This window comes from Mesorhizobium sp. M0870 (assembly GCF_040319775.1).
Classification (GTDB): Bacteria; Pseudomonadota; Alphaproteobacteria; order Rhizobiales; family Rhizobiaceae; genus Mesorhizobium.
In genome coordinates this window covers 35,045-48,916 of sequence record NZ_JAMYOI010000009.1, presented here as the reverse complement: position 1 = coordinate 48,916, position 13,872 = coordinate 35,045, and the positions used below count along the sequence as shown (strand labels likewise).

Sequence of the window (13,872 nt, the reverse complement as noted above, 5' to 3'; positions counted from 1 at the left end):
CGCGCAAGCTGGCCGGCGATGTGGACACGCGCTTGGCCCGTTTCAGCAGTTTGCGTGCAGCTTTTGCTTAAGGGGTGAGGAAAGGAGGCATTCTCACTTCCGGAGATGCCCGAGCGGCACATGGCCCGGCCCCTTGATGTTCTGCAGCACCAACTGCGTGTGGACGTCGCGCACGCCGTCGAGCCGCATCAGCCGGTGCATGACGAAAGCGTTGAGCTCGTCGACCGACGGCACCATGACATGCAGCAGGAAATCATGGTCGCCAGTCATCGTCCAGCACGACGACACCTCGTCCATGCGCTGCACGGCGGCGATGAAGCTTTCGGGCGAGCCGTCGCTGTGGCTCACCAGGCGCACCTGGATGAACACCTCGACCATCAGCCCGACCGCGCGGCGGCTGATCACCGCGGCAAAACCCTTGATGATGCCGGCATCCTGCAGCGCCTCGAAACGCCGCGCGCACGGCGTCGTCGACAGGCCGATCTCTTGCGCCAGTTCGGAAACCGGCTTGCGCCCGTCGCGCTGCAGGACATCGAGCATCTTGATCTCGAAATCGTCGAACTGAGGCATTTTCACTCCGAGAGAGGGTTTTGTGAGTGGATATTATCTCGAATATTCCGTTCGAGCCATCATCAAAACCGATTTCCCTCGGCAAATCCGGGTAGCCTTTCGGCACGTCTGCCATTCATGATTTGCGAGGAGAAAACCATGACGACGATGAGCGTTGCCGAATACGCCCGCGACTGCGCGGCGCAAGGATTGCGCGGTGACTATTCGGTCTGCCGTGCCGATTTCACCGTGTCGCAGGGTTACGATTACAGCGAAGAAGAGCAGGCGGTGTGGCGCACGCTGTGCGACCGCCAAACCAAGTTGACGCGCAAGCTCGCCCACCATTCCTATCTCGACGGCGTCGAAAAACTCGGCCTGCTCGACCGTATTCCCGATTTCGACGAGGTCAGCGCCAAGCTGCGCAAACTGACCGGTTGGCAGATCGTCGCGGTGCCGGGGCTCATTCCCGCGGCCCCGTTTTTCGATCATCTCGCCGATCGCCGCTTCCCGGTCACCAACTGGCTGCGGACCAGGCAGGAGCTCGACTACATTGTCGAGCCCGACATGTTCCATGATTTCTTCGGCCACGTGCCGGCGCTGTCGCAACCGGTGTTCGCCGATTTCATGCAGATGTATGGCGAGAAGGCCGGCGACATCATCGCGCTGGGTGGCGACGAGATGATTTCCCGGCTCTACTGGTACACGGCCGAATATGGCCTGATGCAGGAGGCCGGCCAGCCGCTAAAGGCCTTTGGCGCCGGCCTGATGTCGTCGTTTACCGAGCTGCAGTTCGCGGTCGAAGGCAAGGACGCCCACCACGTGCCCTTCGACCTGGAAACGGTGATGCGCACCGGCTACGAGATCGACAAGTTCCAGCGCGCCTATTTCGTGCTGCCGTCCTTCGACGCCTTGCGCGATGCCTTCCAGACCGCCGATTTCGAGGCGATCGTCGCCCGGCGCAAGGACCAGCCGGCGCTTGACCCGGCGATGCTCTAGGCAGCACGTTGCCCTGCAGCCGTCAGGCGGTGACCACCTTGCTCAGATGGTCGCCGAGCCGGCAGGCCAGCGCGGTGATTGTCGTCGTCGGGTTGCATTGACCTGACGTGCAGAACACCGAGGAGCCGCCGACATAGAGATTGTCCATGCCGTGCACCTTGCAGTTGGCGTCGACAACACTTTTGGTGACGTCGGTGCCCATGCGCGTGCCGCCCATGTGATGATGGCCCGCCGTCTCGTCGTTGGTGGGATAGTCCTGGCCGTTGCTGATCCAATCGGCAATGCGCACGCGGCCGAGATTCTTCTCGATCAGTGTCTTGCCGAACAATCTGACCCCTTCGAGCAGTGTGCGGCGCTCCATTTCCGATTTCTTCCAGTGTAGCTCGATGCGCGGCACGCCGGCGTGGTCGACATCGGTCTTCGACAACTCGATCTGGTTGGATGCCAGCGGCGCCTGTTCCCAGGCGACGTAGAGCTGGGCGGCGCAACGCAGCCTCTGGCTGAGCTTGGAGGACATCCACTCGGCCATGTCGGGCGCCGTGCAGGCGAGGTCGGCGATAAGGCTCTTGACGCCGGGATACGGCGTCTCGATCAGCCGGATGCCAAAATTCATGATCTGCAGCCGCTCCATGGCGGCAAGTGTCGGCGAGAAGAAGGCCTCGTTGACGGCATCGACCTCGAACGCGTTGTAGTCGGTCAGGATGGCATTGCCGCCCTCGAAGGTCGGATGCTCCATCCAGTAGCGGCCAAGCGCCGTCGCATTCGGCACGACGCCGCCGTTCGAGCGCTGGTTGGACCACAGAAGCAGCCGCGAATTCTCCAGCCCACCGGTGCAGACGATGAAATAGTCGGCGCTGAAGGAGCCGGCATCCTGCCCGTTCGACCACAGTCTGGCGCCAGTCACGCGTCTGCCGTCGCCGGCAAGTTCGGTGGCACAAGTGTTGAGCACCACCGCGATGTTCGTGGCCTTGTCGAGTTCATCGCCGAATTTCTCGGCGAAGCGCACGGCCGGGCTCTTGATCAGCTGCACCCAGCGAATGTCGTTCGAGATCGGCATATCGGGCCGGAGGGCCGGAAGGTCGAGAATGTCGCGCACTTCCGGCAGATAGGGTTCGATGTCGGTGCGGCGGATCGGCCAGCCCGTATCGGGTACCCAGGCCTTCGGCTCGAAATCCTGCTTGTCGAGGACGCGGCACCAGCCTGCCCAGTGGTTGGAACTGCCCCCCATGAACCGCAGCCGGGTTATGTCGAGATCGAAATAGAAATCCCCGACCGTGCTGCCCCGGTAGAAGTCCTGCGACTCGTCGCTGAATTCGCGCGGACCGGCCTCCATCACCACCACCGGAATGCCGGCCGCACCAAGCTTGCGCGCAATCGTCGTGCCGGCCGGGCCGGAGCCGAGGATGCAGACTTTTGGAGTGAAGTTCGCGGCGCGATACGCCTCGTAGCTGTCAAAGATCATGCCAAGTCGCTCCGCTTCAGGATCCAGCCATTGACCTCGACGATCTCGTTCGGGTCGGGCTCTGGATCGGCGGCATCGGCATCAGGCAGCTTGCGGAACAAAGACAGGGCAGGCAATGCGATCAACGCCTGCACGAGCGCGCGGCGTGACATTCTTTTGATGATGAAACTCATGGCTGGTTTCTCGTCTGGGCTTCGGCACTGCATGGGCGTTCCCAGAACGGCAATTCCCGGAACGACACATGCATCACCGTGGAAGCCAGTATCGTGCCAAGTCTGGCCGTGAAGCAGTGAAAACCCGGCTAAGCGGTACAACCGAGTGCAAACAGGGTTAGAGTTTGCTTAACGGGCGGGTTGCGGCAGATCGGATCACGCCGCCTCGGAAATGCCGGTATCGATGATCGTCAGATTGCGGCCCTGGTGCTTGGCCTGGTAGAGGCGCCGGTCGGCGGCGCGCATCAGCTCCGACACACTGGCTTCCTCGCCGCAGATGGTGCCGCCGATGCTGACCGTGAGCGGGATGGTCCGCTCGTCGACGGGCCGGAAGCGGATCAGCTCGACTTCGCGGCGAATGCGCTCGGCGACGCGCTTGGCCTCCTGCTCGGTGGCGCCGATCAGAAAGGCGCCGAACTCCTCGCCGCCGATGCGGCCGAGCACATCGCCGCTGCGCACGCCGCGCTGGATCGCGCTGGCGATCAAAAGCAGCGCGTCATCGCCGGTCAGGTGGCCAAAATTGTCATTGATGGTCTTGAAGTGGTCGGCGTCGATGATCAGCAGCGCGCCGCGATCGGACTTGCGGCGCGAACCGTCAAGCGCGGCAAAGAAACTTTCCCGGTTGAGCATGCCGGTCATGTCGTCGCGGCTCGCCTTTTCCGCCAGTCGGCGATGCGCGGCGGCGAGCTGGGCATGAGCGCGGGCGAGATCGCGATGCGCGTTTTTCAGCCTGTCGCTTTGCCAGAAAGTGCTTGCGCTGGCGGCCCACGCCAGCACCAGCGGACAGAGGGTGGAGGTCAGCCAGATCGTACGATTGACCGGAAATCCCATGGCCGGAACGATGATCAGGGTCAGCAGGAGAGAGGCCGCGACTGAGGCGAAAGCAACGGCGGCGGATCTCAGAATTATGCTGTTCATCGCTTGCTCCCACAAGACTGCCTCTCTGCCAGCAAGCCCTGAAGGCCACCTTTCCCAGATGCCTAAAATTTGAATCGTGAGGCGATTTACGCAACCTCAACGAGCAGAAGTTGTGGATAAAGTCGCTTTCGGAATGCGCGTTTCATGCCATAAGGAGCCTATGACCACGCTCCCTGACCCCGCCCGCTTCGCCCATGTCACCGACTGGGTCTTCGATCTCGACAACACGCTCTATCCGCATCATTCGAATCTGTTCTCGCAGATCGACGTCAAGATGACCGCCTATGTCGGCGAACTGCTGGCATTGCCGCGCGACGATGCGCGCAAGTTGCAGAAGGAACTCTACCGCGAATATGGCACGACGCTGAACGGCCTGATGACACGTCATGGCATCGACCCCGACGATTTCCTCGAGAAGGTCCACGACATCGACTATTCATGGCTGGTGCCCGATCCCGTTCTCGGCACCGCCATCCGCCAGCTTCCGGGCCGCAAGTTCATCTTCACCAATGGCGACCGCAGGCACGCCGAGCGCACCGCGCGCCAACTCGGCATCCTCGACCATTTCGACGACATCTTCGACATCGTCGCCGCCGGGCTCAATCCCAAGCCGGCGCGCCAGACCTACGAGAAGTTCGCCGAACTGCACGCCGTCACCGGCCACAATGCGGTGATGTTCGAAGACCTTGCCCGTAACCTGTCGGTGCCGAAGTCGCTCGGCATGACCACGGTGCTTATCGTGCCGCGCAATTTCGAGCCGACCTTTGCCGAGATCTGGGAGCGCGACCCGGCCAACGAGGATGATGTCGATTTCGTAACCGACGATCTGGCGGGGTTTCTGACGGCGATTGTGGAGGGGGAAGGAAGAGGGGAATTGAAGAATTGAAGAATTGAAGAATGAAGGACGGTCTCCACGGATCAAGTTCCCCAGTTCTTCAATTCACCAGCTCTTCAATTCCCCACTGCCCTACTCCCCCAGCTTGTAGAACCGGCTGATGATCCCCCAGGCTTCGTCGGCGGTGTCGACGAAGTCGATGATGTCCTGATCGCCGGGGCTGATCGTGCCCTGCTCGGCGAGAAAATCGAGATTGATCGCCCGCTTCCAGAAGGATTTGCCGAACAGGATCACCGGCACGCGCTCCATGCGCCCTGTCTGGATCAGGGTCAGCGTCTCGAAGAATTCGTCCATCGTGCCGAAGCCGCCCGGAAACACCGCGACCGCCTTGGCGCGCATGACGAAATGCATCTTGCGGATAGCGAAATAATGGAAGTTGAAGCAGAGCTCCGGCGTCACATAGATGTTCGGCGCCTGCTCGTGCGGCAGGACGATGTTGAGGCCGATCGACGGCGCGCCGACATCGTCGGCGCCGCGGTTTCCCGCTTCCATCACGCCGGGTCCGCCACCGGTCACCACGACATATTCGCGGTAATAGGAGGTAGCCGACTGCTGCGAGCAGAGGCGGGCGAATTTGCGCGCTTCCTCGTAGTATTTGCTGTTTTCCTCGAGGTTCTTCTTCTGCGTCTCGTTCTTGGCCGCCCAGGCCTCGCCGCCGGGTTCCGGCAGGCGCGCGCCGCCGAACAGGATCACCGTCGAACGGATGCCGCGTTCGGCCAGGATCATCTCCGGTTTCAGGAGTTCGAGTTGCAGCCGGACCGCGCGCAACTCGCGCCGCGTCATGAAGTCGGGATCGTTCCAGGCGAGCCGGTAGGTTTCGGCACGCGTCTGCGGCGTGTCCGGCACACTCTTCGACCGCTCCAGATCCTCGTCCGAATGCGGCAGTGGCGTCCAGCCCGCCTTTTCCATAGGTGTCATATGCTCTACCCGTCCAAATTCTTAACTTGCGCCGCCCCATGACGCAGCCGCGATTGACCCTCACCAAGGCTTCACATAAGCAGGTTCCGCAAAAGTGTCCCGCGGTTTTGTGACAAGAACCTGCTACATGCAAAGACGCAAGCATGCGAAGCATGCATGGGGTCCGCGCGACTTTCAAAACAGGTTAAGGCGCAGCCCCTTAACAGCTTGGTAATGGAGCGAATTCATGTCGAAGCCCGATCTGGCGAGCCTCGAAAAGACCATCGAGAAGGCCTTCGAGGAACGCGACGCGATTTCGACTGCGACGCGCGGCGAAACGCGCGATGCCATCCAGTCGGCGCTCGACCTGCTCGACCGCGGCGCCGTCCGCGTCGCCGAGCGGCAGGCCGACGGCAAGTGGCATGTCAACCAGTGGCTGAAGAAGGCCGTGCTGTTGTCCTTCCGGCTCAATCCGATGGAGATCATCAAGGGTGGTCCCGGCGAAGCGATGTGGTGGGACAAGGTGCCGTCGAAGTTCGATGGCTGGGGCGCTGTCGATTTCGAAAAGTCGGGCTTTCGTGCCGTGCCGGGGTCGATCGTGCGTCGCTCGGCCTATATCGCGCCGGGCGCCGTGCTGATGCCGTCCTTCGTCAATGTCGGCGCCTATGTCGATACCGGCACCATGATCGACACCTGGGTCGGGGTAGGCTCCTGTGCCCAGATCGGCAAGAACGTGCATCTTTCCGGCGGCGTCGGCATCGGCGGCGTGCTGGAGCCGATGCAGGCCGGTCCGACCATCATCGAGGACAATTGCTTCATCGGCGCGCGTTCGGAAGTGGTCGAAGGTTGCATCGTGCGCGAAGGCTCGGTGCTCGGCATGGGCGTCTTCATCGGCCAGTCGACCAAGATCGTCGACCGCGCCACCGGCGAGATCTTCTATGGCGAAGTGCCGCCGAATTCCGTCGTCGTCGCCGGAACGATGCCGGGCAAGTCCTTTCCTAACGGCGAGCCAGGTCCGAGCCTCTACTGCGCCGTCATCGTCAAGCGTGTCGACGCCAAGACCCGCTCCAAGACCTCGATCAACGAATTGCTGCGCGATTGATCTTTGCGCAAAGCGAGCGCACCTTCCGCCGGCGCGACAATCGGTCGCGCTGGTTCAACATGGAGGGGTGACATGGACTGGAAGGATCTGCTCACAAGTTTTGATGGTCGCATAAACCGTGGCAAGTTCTGGGCCGCGATTGGCGTTTTCATCGTCATTGGCATCGTTGCCTTTATTCTCGATGCGATTCTCGGTACACGCATCACCACCGCCAGTGGCGCCCAGATCGGCATCATCGGCATTCTCATCGCTCTGGCCTCGATCTATTTCGCACTCGCAGTCTACGCCAAGCGCTGGCATGATCGCGGCAAGTCGGGCTGGTGGAGCCTGATCATGCTGGTGCCGCTCATCGGCCCGATCTGGTTTCTGGTGGAATGCGGCATTCTCGAAGGCGCCAGGGGCGCCAATCAATATGGACCGGACCCGCTTGCCTGACAGATCAGATCTCACCTGGCTTTTCTTCAAAACCTCGGGCCGCGTCAGTCGCGCGGCCTATTTTCTTGGCGGGTTGCTCGTCGCCATCATCCAGGCCTTCCCGCTCTACCGCTTCACGCTGGTGCCGGAAGGTTCGGCCGAGAGCAACATGTGGTCGTTCATCTTCTTCGTCGCCTTCATCGCCTCGCTGTGGTCGAACATCGCCCTGGCGGTGAAGCGGCTGCACGATTTGGACAAGCCGGGCATTGCCGCGCTGATCCTGTTCGTGCCGGTAGTGTCGATCGTCGCCTTCCTTGTGTTGTGCCTGTTTCCGGGGCAGCCTGGACCCAACCGCTATGGCCGGCGCACCAACGAGCCGGAACAATCCTGAGGGCCGATCGGACATGCGCTACCGCACGCTTGATCCGAAGCTGATCATCGAGACCGCGGAACGGCTGGAGACGCGTGTTGCGGAGCGTTTCCCCAAGGCCGGCCTGCGCGGCGTTGCCGCCGAACTGGTCTCGCTGTCGCGCGATCTGGCACAGGGCGCCAAGGCCCTGGAAGCGCCGATCTGGTGGCTGCGCGGCCTCATCGTCGCCGCTGTCGTTGCCGGCGCATTGATGTTCATCTTCGTCGGCACCGTCCTGCCATTCGACCGCATTTCCAAACCCGGTGATGCCGTCCAGTCGGTGCAAGGCATCGAAGCTTCGCTCAACATGTTCATCCTCGCCATTGTCGGATTTCTCGCCTTGATCCGCTCCGAGGAGCGCATCAAGCGCAAGCAGGTCTTTCGCCAGCTGCATGGCCTGCGCTCGCTGATCCACGTCATCGACATGCATCAGCTGACCAAGGATCCGGCGGCGCTGTCGGCCGATTTCAAGCCGACGTCGCATTCGCCCGCCCGCATCACCAATGCCGCCGACCTGGCCCGTTACCTCGATTATTGCTCCGAAATGCTGTCGATCACGGGCAAGATCGCCGCATTGTTCGCACAGTCGGTCAATGACGACGTGGTCATCGACGGCGTCAACGACATCGAGAACCTGGCGTCAAACCTGTCGCGGAAAATCTGGCAGAAGATCACGTTGATCGACGGCCGGCCGGTGCAACAACCTGCTCCGGCGGCAGGCCCGGCGAGCCAAGCCGCTCCGCTTCCGCCGCGCGCACCAAGGCGGTGATCCGCTGAACCGTCGGCACGGGCGTGCCGACCTTCCCCGCCAGCTGCAAGATGGCGCCTTGCAAGTCGTCGATCTCCGTCGGCCGGCCGCGCTGAAGATCGTCCCACATCGACGAGCGCGCCTGCGCGTCGATCGCCAGCATGCGCCGCGCCAGAAGCTTGAACAGCCAGTCAGGCAGCCTGAGCACCTTCGGCAGCAGCGCCGGCCGCAGGCCGGCGATCCGCGCCGGCTCGATGCCGGTCGCTTTCATCGCCGTGAGCGCCTCGTCGATCTGGCTGGCCAGGATCAGCCGCCAGCGCCGATCGGCCAGTTCGGCCGTCAGCGGCAGGCCGGAAAGCGCCACCAGCGCGTTGTTCAAATTCATCAGCAGCTTGCCCCACAGCACAGCCTTCATGTCGCGATGGGTTTCGACGGCAAATCCTTCGACGCCAAGCAAGTCGGCCAGGCCGGCGGCGCCATCCTCGACCATTACCGTGCCGTCGCTGGCGCGGTGAACGCGCAGCGGCAGTTCGCTGTCCGGCGACTGCACCACATTGAACGGCACCATGCCGGCCAGCACCGTACGTCCGGCAAGTTCAGCGCGCAGCCTGTCGGCATTGCCGACACCGTTCTGCAGGCTGATCACCACGGCATCGGGGCGGGCATGGGCCTTGATGAGGTCCGCCATATCCTGGGTGGCGCCGCTCTTGACCGTGACCAGGATCACGTCCGCCGGCGGCAGGGCGACGGCCGGATCGGCGGTGACGACAAGCGCCTCGGGCTTGATCGAGCGATCGCGGCCCTGGAGGTCGCTGACCCGCAATCCGTCCTGCCGCAACGCTGCCTCGATGCGGGGCCGCGCCAGCAGAATGACCTCTCGGCTGGCCAGCGCCAGGCAGCCGCCGGCATAGCAGCCGATGCTGCCGGCACCGGCCATGACGATCCGTTTGTCCTTGTCTGCCATCCTGTCGCCCGCGCCGGGTCGCAACTATACGACATGAAAACCATAATATCGGCGGTATCGCCAGCCATGAGGCTGGCCCCTATGTCTGGCCGTGACAGGCCCTGCGCTTTCGACTATCGCTTTTGCCATGACGCTGCCGACCGATCCCGCCGAAAACCTCGCCGCCCTTATCCGTTGCGCTTCGGTGACGCCCGCTGAGGGCGGTTCGCTGACCGCGCTGGAGACGATGCTCAAACCGCTCGGTTTCCTGGTCGATCGGCCGGTGTTTTCCGAAGACGGCACGCCCGATATCGAAAACCTCTATGCAAGGCGTTCCGGCAACGGCCCTCATCTGATGTTCGCCGGCCACACCGACGTGGTGCCTGTCGGCGACGAAGCCGCCTGGACGCATCCGCCTTTCGCCGCCGAGATCGCCAATGGCGAGATGTATGGCCGCGGCGCCGTCGACATGAAGGGCGGCATTGCCTGTTTCATCGCCGCCGTGGCGCGCCATGTCGAGGCCAATGGCGGTCCGAAAGGGTCGGTCTCGCTGCTGATCACCGGCGACGAGGAAGGCCCCGCGATCAACGGCACGGTGAAGCTGCTCGAATGGGCGGCTTCGCGGGGCGAGAAATGGGATGCCTCTGTCGTCGGCGAGCCGACCAATCCGGACGCTCTCGGCGACATGATCAAGATCGGCCGCCGCGGCTCGATGTCCGGCGCCGTCACCGTCAATGGCCGCCAGGGCCATGTCGCCTATCCCCTGCTTGCCGACAATCCGGTGCGCGGGCTGATGAGCCTGGTCGACGCCTTGCTGCATCCGGTTTTCGACAAGGGAACCAGGGATTTCCAGCCGACCAATCTGGAGATCACCTCCATCGATGTAGGCAACCCCGCCACCAATGTCATTGCGGCCAAAGCGACCGCGACCTTCAACATCCGCTTCAACGACACCTGGACGGACGAGACCCTGCAGGCCGAGATCCACAACCGGCTCGACCAGGCGGCCAGGCGCAAGAAGTACCGGCAGGGCAAGAAGACGCCGGTCGACTACGAGCTCGTCTGGCGCGACCGGCCTAGCCATGTCTTTCTGACGCGCGACGACAGGCTTATCGAAACGCTGCGCGGCTCGATCAAGTCGGCGGTCGGCAAGGAGCCGACGCTGTCCACCTCCGGTGGAACGTCCGACGCGCGTTTCATCAAGGACTATTGTCCGGTGGTCGAGTTCGGGCTGGTCGGCAAGACAATGCACATGGTCGACGAGCGCGTCGCCATTGCCGATCTCGAAACGCTGACGCAAATTTACCAGCGCTTCATAGAAGACTGGTTCGGACAGGGCTGAACGGCATGCTTTCGGCGGACGAAACCCAAGCTTCGCTGACGGGCGCCTGGCGATTGATGCTCGGCAAGGTCGACGGCCTGCGCCTGCTCGACCTATCGGCCGACGGCTTCTGGAATTCCTTCTTCGCCATTGTCGTTGCAGCACCGGCGCTGATCGTCGGCTGGGTCGGCATCGCCAACGAAATCGGCGATCCCGACGCCTTCGCGGGGCGCTTCAGCATGCTGGTGCGCCTGGCGACGGTCGACATCGGCTCCTGGGTGCTGCCGCTGGTTGCGCTCGCTTTGATCGCGCCGCGCGCCGGCATCGGCGGCCGCTTCGTCCACTACGTCGTCGCCAGCAACTGGGCTTCGGCCATCACCGCCTGGCTGATGCTGCCCTCGGCGCTGATCCGGCTTTTCCTGTCGTCCGCAAGCCAGGCTGCGAGCCTTGTGTCGCTGTTCCTGTTTGCCCTGTCGATGGTGCTGACCTGGCGCATGACCAACGCCACGATCGGCAGGGGCGCATCGGTCGGCACCGCCGTTTTCGTCGGCATGTTCATCGCCTCGCTGCTGGTGCTGTTCGGCCTGCAGACGCTGCTCGGCATCACCGTGCCGGACGATGTCGGAGTTCAGAGCCTGTCCGGGCTCGTCTCGACTGGATAATCGACACCGGTGAGAAACAGCCCGTCGGGCGGCGCCACCTGGCCGCAGGCGGCGCGGTCGTGCGCCTCGAGCGCCGTTTTCAGGTCGGCCGCGCTCCAGCCGCCGTCGCCGACGCGCTTCAGTGAGCCGACCATCGAACGCACCTGGTTGTGCAGGAACGAGCGCGCCGAAGCCCTGACCTCGACTATGTCGCCCTGTCGGCTCACATCGAGCCGTTCCAGCGTCCTGATCGGGCTGTTGGCCTGGCACTGGGTCGAGCGGAAGGTGGTGAAGTCATGCCGTCCGAGCAGGACTTTCGCCGCTTCGTGCATGGCGCCGGCGTCGAGCCGCTTCGGCACCCACCACACCTTGCCCTTGTCGAGCGCGGCCGGGGCACGGCGGTTTAGGATGCGGTAGAGATAGTGGCGGCCGATGGCCGAGAAGCGGGCGTCGAAGCTGTCGGAAACGACCGTCGCTTTCAAGATGGCGATGCGCGCCCCGGCCGCCTGCAGATGGGCGTTGACGGCATCGCGCACCTTGTCGCCCGGCCACGCCTTGACGAGATCGACATGCGCCACCTGCGCTGTCGCATGCACGCCGGCATCGGTGCGGCCGGCGGCGCGCAGCCTGATCGCTTCGCCGCAGAATTTTTCGATCGCCCGCTCGATCGCCTGTTGCACCGAAGGCTGATCCGCCTGGTGCTGCCAGCCGGCAAACAGGCTGCCATCATATTCGATGTCGAGGCGAAAACGCGGCATTTGCGACTAGAGCTCTCGCCTCGGGCAATTCCAGGAAAAGTGTGAAACGGTTTTCCGTTCGGAATTGCGTTCAAACAAAGAGGTAGAGCAGTTCGCCGTTTCCATGAAACGGTGGACTGTTCTAGGCGGCGAGAGCGGTGAAGGCGGAGGCGTATACCAGCCTGCCGGCGTCAGGCGCGTCGCCCCAAGCCAGCGCCTGCAGCGCTTCGCCCTGGTATTCGCTCTCGAAGTTCTCGGCACGCGTGTGGCTATATCCGAAACGCCCGTAATAGGTGGGGTCGCCGAGCACCACGGCCAGCGTTTCGCCGGCATCCCTGAGGCGGATATGCGCCTCGCGGATCAGCGCGCCGCCGATGCCGCTGCCATGGAACGAGGGCTCCACCGCCAGCGGCGCGAGCGCCACGGCGGCGAAGGTCTTGCCGCCATTCTGGACGAACAGCCGCGAAAACAGGATGTGGCCGACCACCTGGCCGTCCTCTTCCGCCACCAGTTCGGCAACAGCGTTGCCGCCAGTCACCAGCGCGTCGACCAGACCGGCCTCCGCCTGCTGGCCGAAAGCGTGTTCCTCGACGAGGCGGATGGCCTCGCGATCCCGCGGCGTTGCCGCGCGTATCGACATCATGCTCATGAGAATTTCAGTCCTTTTTCGATCTTGGCCCCGCGCAGGAATTCCGACGCGGCAGCGGGCTTTCCGCCCGCCCGTTGAACTTCGACCAGCCTGATCGCGCCTGCCCCGCAGGCGACCGTCAGCCGGTCATCGAGAATTCCTCCCGACTCGCCCAACTCTTCCCAAAGCGACAGGCCTTGCGACAGCGTCGAGCGAAGCAGTTTCAGCCGCTCCCGGCGGCCGCCAATTCCTATCTCCGACCAGGCGCCGGGAAAGGGCGACAGGCCGCGAATATGATTGTGGACCTCACTTGCTGAGCGAGTCCAGTCCACGCGAGTCTCGGATTTATCGATTTTCTTGGCGTAGGTCACCCCCTCCACAGCTTGTGTGGTGAATGTCAGGGTGTTCCCTTCCAACCGCGCCAGCGCTTCCACCATCAAGGCAGCACCGACGCTCATCAACCGATCATGCAAATCGCCGGCTGTCATATCGGGTTCGATGGCGCATTTTTCAATCAGCCCGACCGGGCCGGTGTCCAGCCCCTCTTCCATGCGCATCACCATCATGCCGCTTTCCAGGTCGCCGGCCATGATGGCGCGCTGGATAGGCGCGGCACCGCGCCAGCGCGGCAGAAGCGAGGCATGGCCGTTGATGCAGCCGAGCCGGGTCGCCTCCAAAACCGCCTTCGGCAGCAGCAAGCCATAGGCGACGACCACAGCGACGTCGGCCCGCAAGGCACGGAAGGCGGTCTGCTCGGCCTCGCCTTTGAGCGAAACCGGCGCTCGCACCTCGATGCCCAGTCGCTCCGCCTCGCGCTGCACCGGCGACGGTGTCAGCTCCAGCCCGCGCCGTCCGGCAGCGCGCGGCGGCTGGGTATAGACGACTGATATCTCATGGCCAGCCTCGGCGATCGCGCGCAAAGTCGGCACCGAAAACTCCGGCGTGCCCATGAAGATGACGCGAAGGGGCATTTTTCTTCCGAGACCTTCTCTCTACCTGC

At 63.2% G+C, this 13,872-nt stretch carries 17 protein-coding genes; 8 read left to right on the top strand and 9 right to left on the bottom strand.

All coding sequences use genetic code 11. From position 1 onward, the window contains the following. Positions 1 to 93 precede the first annotated feature (93 nt). A complete protein-coding gene (locus tag NKH97_RS13140; RefSeq protein WP_128304179.1) occupies positions 94 to 570 on the bottom strand; it encodes an Lrp/AsnC family transcriptional regulator in 477 nt (158 codons plus the stop codon). Between the two features lie 138 nt (positions 571 to 708). Here NKH97_RS13140 and phhA point away from each other — a divergent pair, with 138 nt between their 5' ends. Beyond that, on the top strand, positions 709 to 1,545 hold the full coding sequence (gene phhA / locus NKH97_RS13135; protein WP_128304180.1) for a phenylalanine 4-monooxygenase: 837 nt from the start codon (positions 709 to 711) through the stop codon (positions 1,543 to 1,545). Positions 1,546 to 1,567: 22 nt separating this feature from the next. On the opposite strand, the gene NKH97_RS13130 is transcribed toward phhA, so the two are convergent. The 3 genes from NKH97_RS13130 to NKH97_RS13120 all read right to left on the bottom strand — a co-directional run bounded on the left by NKH97_RS13130 (position 1,568) and on the right by NKH97_RS13120 (position 4,137). Then, positions 1,568 to 3,007 carry a GMC oxidoreductase gene (locus tag NKH97_RS13130; RefSeq protein WP_352797187.1) on the bottom strand — a complete coding sequence of 480 codons (1,440 nt, stop codon included), beginning with the start codon at positions 3,005 to 3,007 and terminating at the stop codon, positions 1,568 to 1,570. Then, complete coding sequence (locus NKH97_RS13125; protein ID WP_023810772.1) at positions 3,004 to 3,180, bottom strand: hypothetical protein; 177 nt, start codon at positions 3,178 to 3,180, stop codon at positions 3,004 to 3,006. Before NKH97_RS13125 ends, NKH97_RS13130 begins: the two co-directional genes overlap by 4 nt. 195 nt (positions 3,181 to 3,375) lie before the next feature. After that, positions 3,376 to 4,137, bottom strand: coding sequence for a GGDEF domain-containing protein (locus tag NKH97_RS13120; RefSeq protein WP_023810771.1), 762 nt, complete (start codon positions 4,135 to 4,137; stop codon positions 3,376 to 3,378). 160 nt (positions 4,138 to 4,297) lie between these two features. Here NKH97_RS13120 and NKH97_RS13115 point away from each other — a divergent pair, with 160 nt between their 5' ends. Then, complete coding sequence (locus tag NKH97_RS13115) at positions 4,298 to 5,023, top strand: pyrimidine 5'-nucleotidase (protein ID WP_023810770.1); 726 nt, start codon at positions 4,298 to 4,300, stop codon at positions 5,021 to 5,023. Between the two features lie 81 nt (positions 5,024 to 5,104). Here the strand turns inward: NKH97_RS13115 and NKH97_RS13110 are convergent, their stop codons facing one another. Then, positions 5,105 to 5,950: an LOG family protein gene (locus tag NKH97_RS13110; protein WP_023810769.1), complete on the bottom strand. Its 846-nt coding sequence runs from the start codon at positions 5,948 to 5,950 to the stop codon at positions 5,105 to 5,107. 226 nt (positions 5,951 to 6,176) lie between these two features. Here NKH97_RS13110 and dapD point away from each other — a divergent pair, with 226 nt between their 5' ends. The 4 genes from dapD to NKH97_RS13090 all read left to right on the top strand — a co-directional run bounded on the left by dapD (position 6,177) and on the right by NKH97_RS13090 (position 8,623). Next, positions 6,177 to 7,031, top strand: a complete 855-nt coding sequence (gene dapD / locus NKH97_RS13105; protein WP_023810768.1) for a 2,3,4,5-tetrahydropyridine-2,6-dicarboxylate N-succinyltransferase — start codon at positions 6,177 to 6,179, stop codon at positions 7,029 to 7,031. Positions 7,032 to 7,103: 72 nt separating this feature from the next. Then, a complete protein-coding gene (locus NKH97_RS13100; RefSeq protein WP_128304182.1) occupies positions 7,104 to 7,466 on the top strand; it encodes a DUF805 domain-containing protein in 363 nt (120 codons plus the stop codon). After that, positions 7,459 to 7,836 carry a DUF805 domain-containing protein gene (locus NKH97_RS13095; RefSeq protein ID WP_023810766.1) on the top strand — a complete coding sequence of 126 codons (378 nt, stop codon included), beginning with the start codon at positions 7,459 to 7,461 and terminating at the stop codon, positions 7,834 to 7,836. The genes NKH97_RS13100 and NKH97_RS13095 overlap by 8 nt, the downstream gene beginning before the upstream one ends. Before the next feature lie 13 nt (positions 7,837 to 7,849). Next, positions 7,850 to 8,623 carry a hypothetical protein gene (locus tag NKH97_RS13090; protein WP_023810765.1) on the top strand — a complete coding sequence of 258 codons (774 nt, stop codon included), beginning with the start codon at positions 7,850 to 7,852 and terminating at the stop codon, positions 8,621 to 8,623. On the opposite strand, the gene NKH97_RS13085 is transcribed toward NKH97_RS13090, so the two are convergent. Further along, positions 8,526 to 9,566, bottom strand: coding sequence for a 2-dehydropantoate 2-reductase (locus tag NKH97_RS13085; protein WP_352797180.1), 1,041 nt, complete (start codon positions 9,564 to 9,566; stop codon positions 8,526 to 8,528). The two genes, NKH97_RS13090 and NKH97_RS13085, sit on opposite strands and share 98 nt — an antisense overlap. 127 nt (positions 9,567 to 9,693) lie before the next feature. Between NKH97_RS13085 and dapE the strand changes: the two genes are divergently transcribed. Both dapE and NKH97_RS13075 read left to right on the top strand, forming a co-directional pair. Further along, positions 9,694 to 10,887 carry a succinyl-diaminopimelate desuccinylase gene (gene dapE, locus NKH97_RS13080; RefSeq protein WP_352797178.1) on the top strand — a complete coding sequence of 398 codons (1,194 nt, stop codon included), beginning with the start codon at positions 9,694 to 9,696 and terminating at the stop codon, positions 10,885 to 10,887. A 5-nt stretch (positions 10,888 to 10,892) separates the two neighbouring features. After that, on the top strand, positions 10,893 to 11,528 hold the full coding sequence (locus tag NKH97_RS13075; RefSeq protein ID WP_352440611.1) for a transporter: 636 nt from the start codon (positions 10,893 to 10,895) through the stop codon (positions 11,526 to 11,528). On the opposite strand, the gene truA is transcribed toward NKH97_RS13075, so the two are convergent. From truA to fmt, 3 genes are all read right to left on the bottom strand, one after another. Continuing rightward, positions 11,495 to 12,265, bottom strand: coding sequence for a tRNA pseudouridine(38-40) synthase TruA (gene truA / locus NKH97_RS13070; protein WP_023810761.1), 771 nt, complete (start codon positions 12,263 to 12,265; stop codon positions 11,495 to 11,497). The two genes, NKH97_RS13075 and truA, sit on opposite strands and share 34 nt — an antisense overlap. 121 nt (positions 12,266 to 12,386) lie before the next feature. Next, positions 12,387 to 12,893: a GNAT family N-acetyltransferase gene (locus tag NKH97_RS13065; protein ID WP_023810760.1), complete on the bottom strand. Its 507-nt coding sequence runs from the start codon at positions 12,891 to 12,893 to the stop codon at positions 12,387 to 12,389. Further along, a complete protein-coding gene (gene fmt, locus NKH97_RS13060; protein WP_023810759.1) occupies positions 12,890 to 13,843 on the bottom strand; it encodes a methionyl-tRNA formyltransferase in 954 nt (317 codons plus the stop codon). The genes NKH97_RS13065 and fmt overlap by 4 nt, the downstream gene beginning before the upstream one ends. Between the last annotated feature and the right edge of the window lie 29 nt (positions 13,844 to 13,872).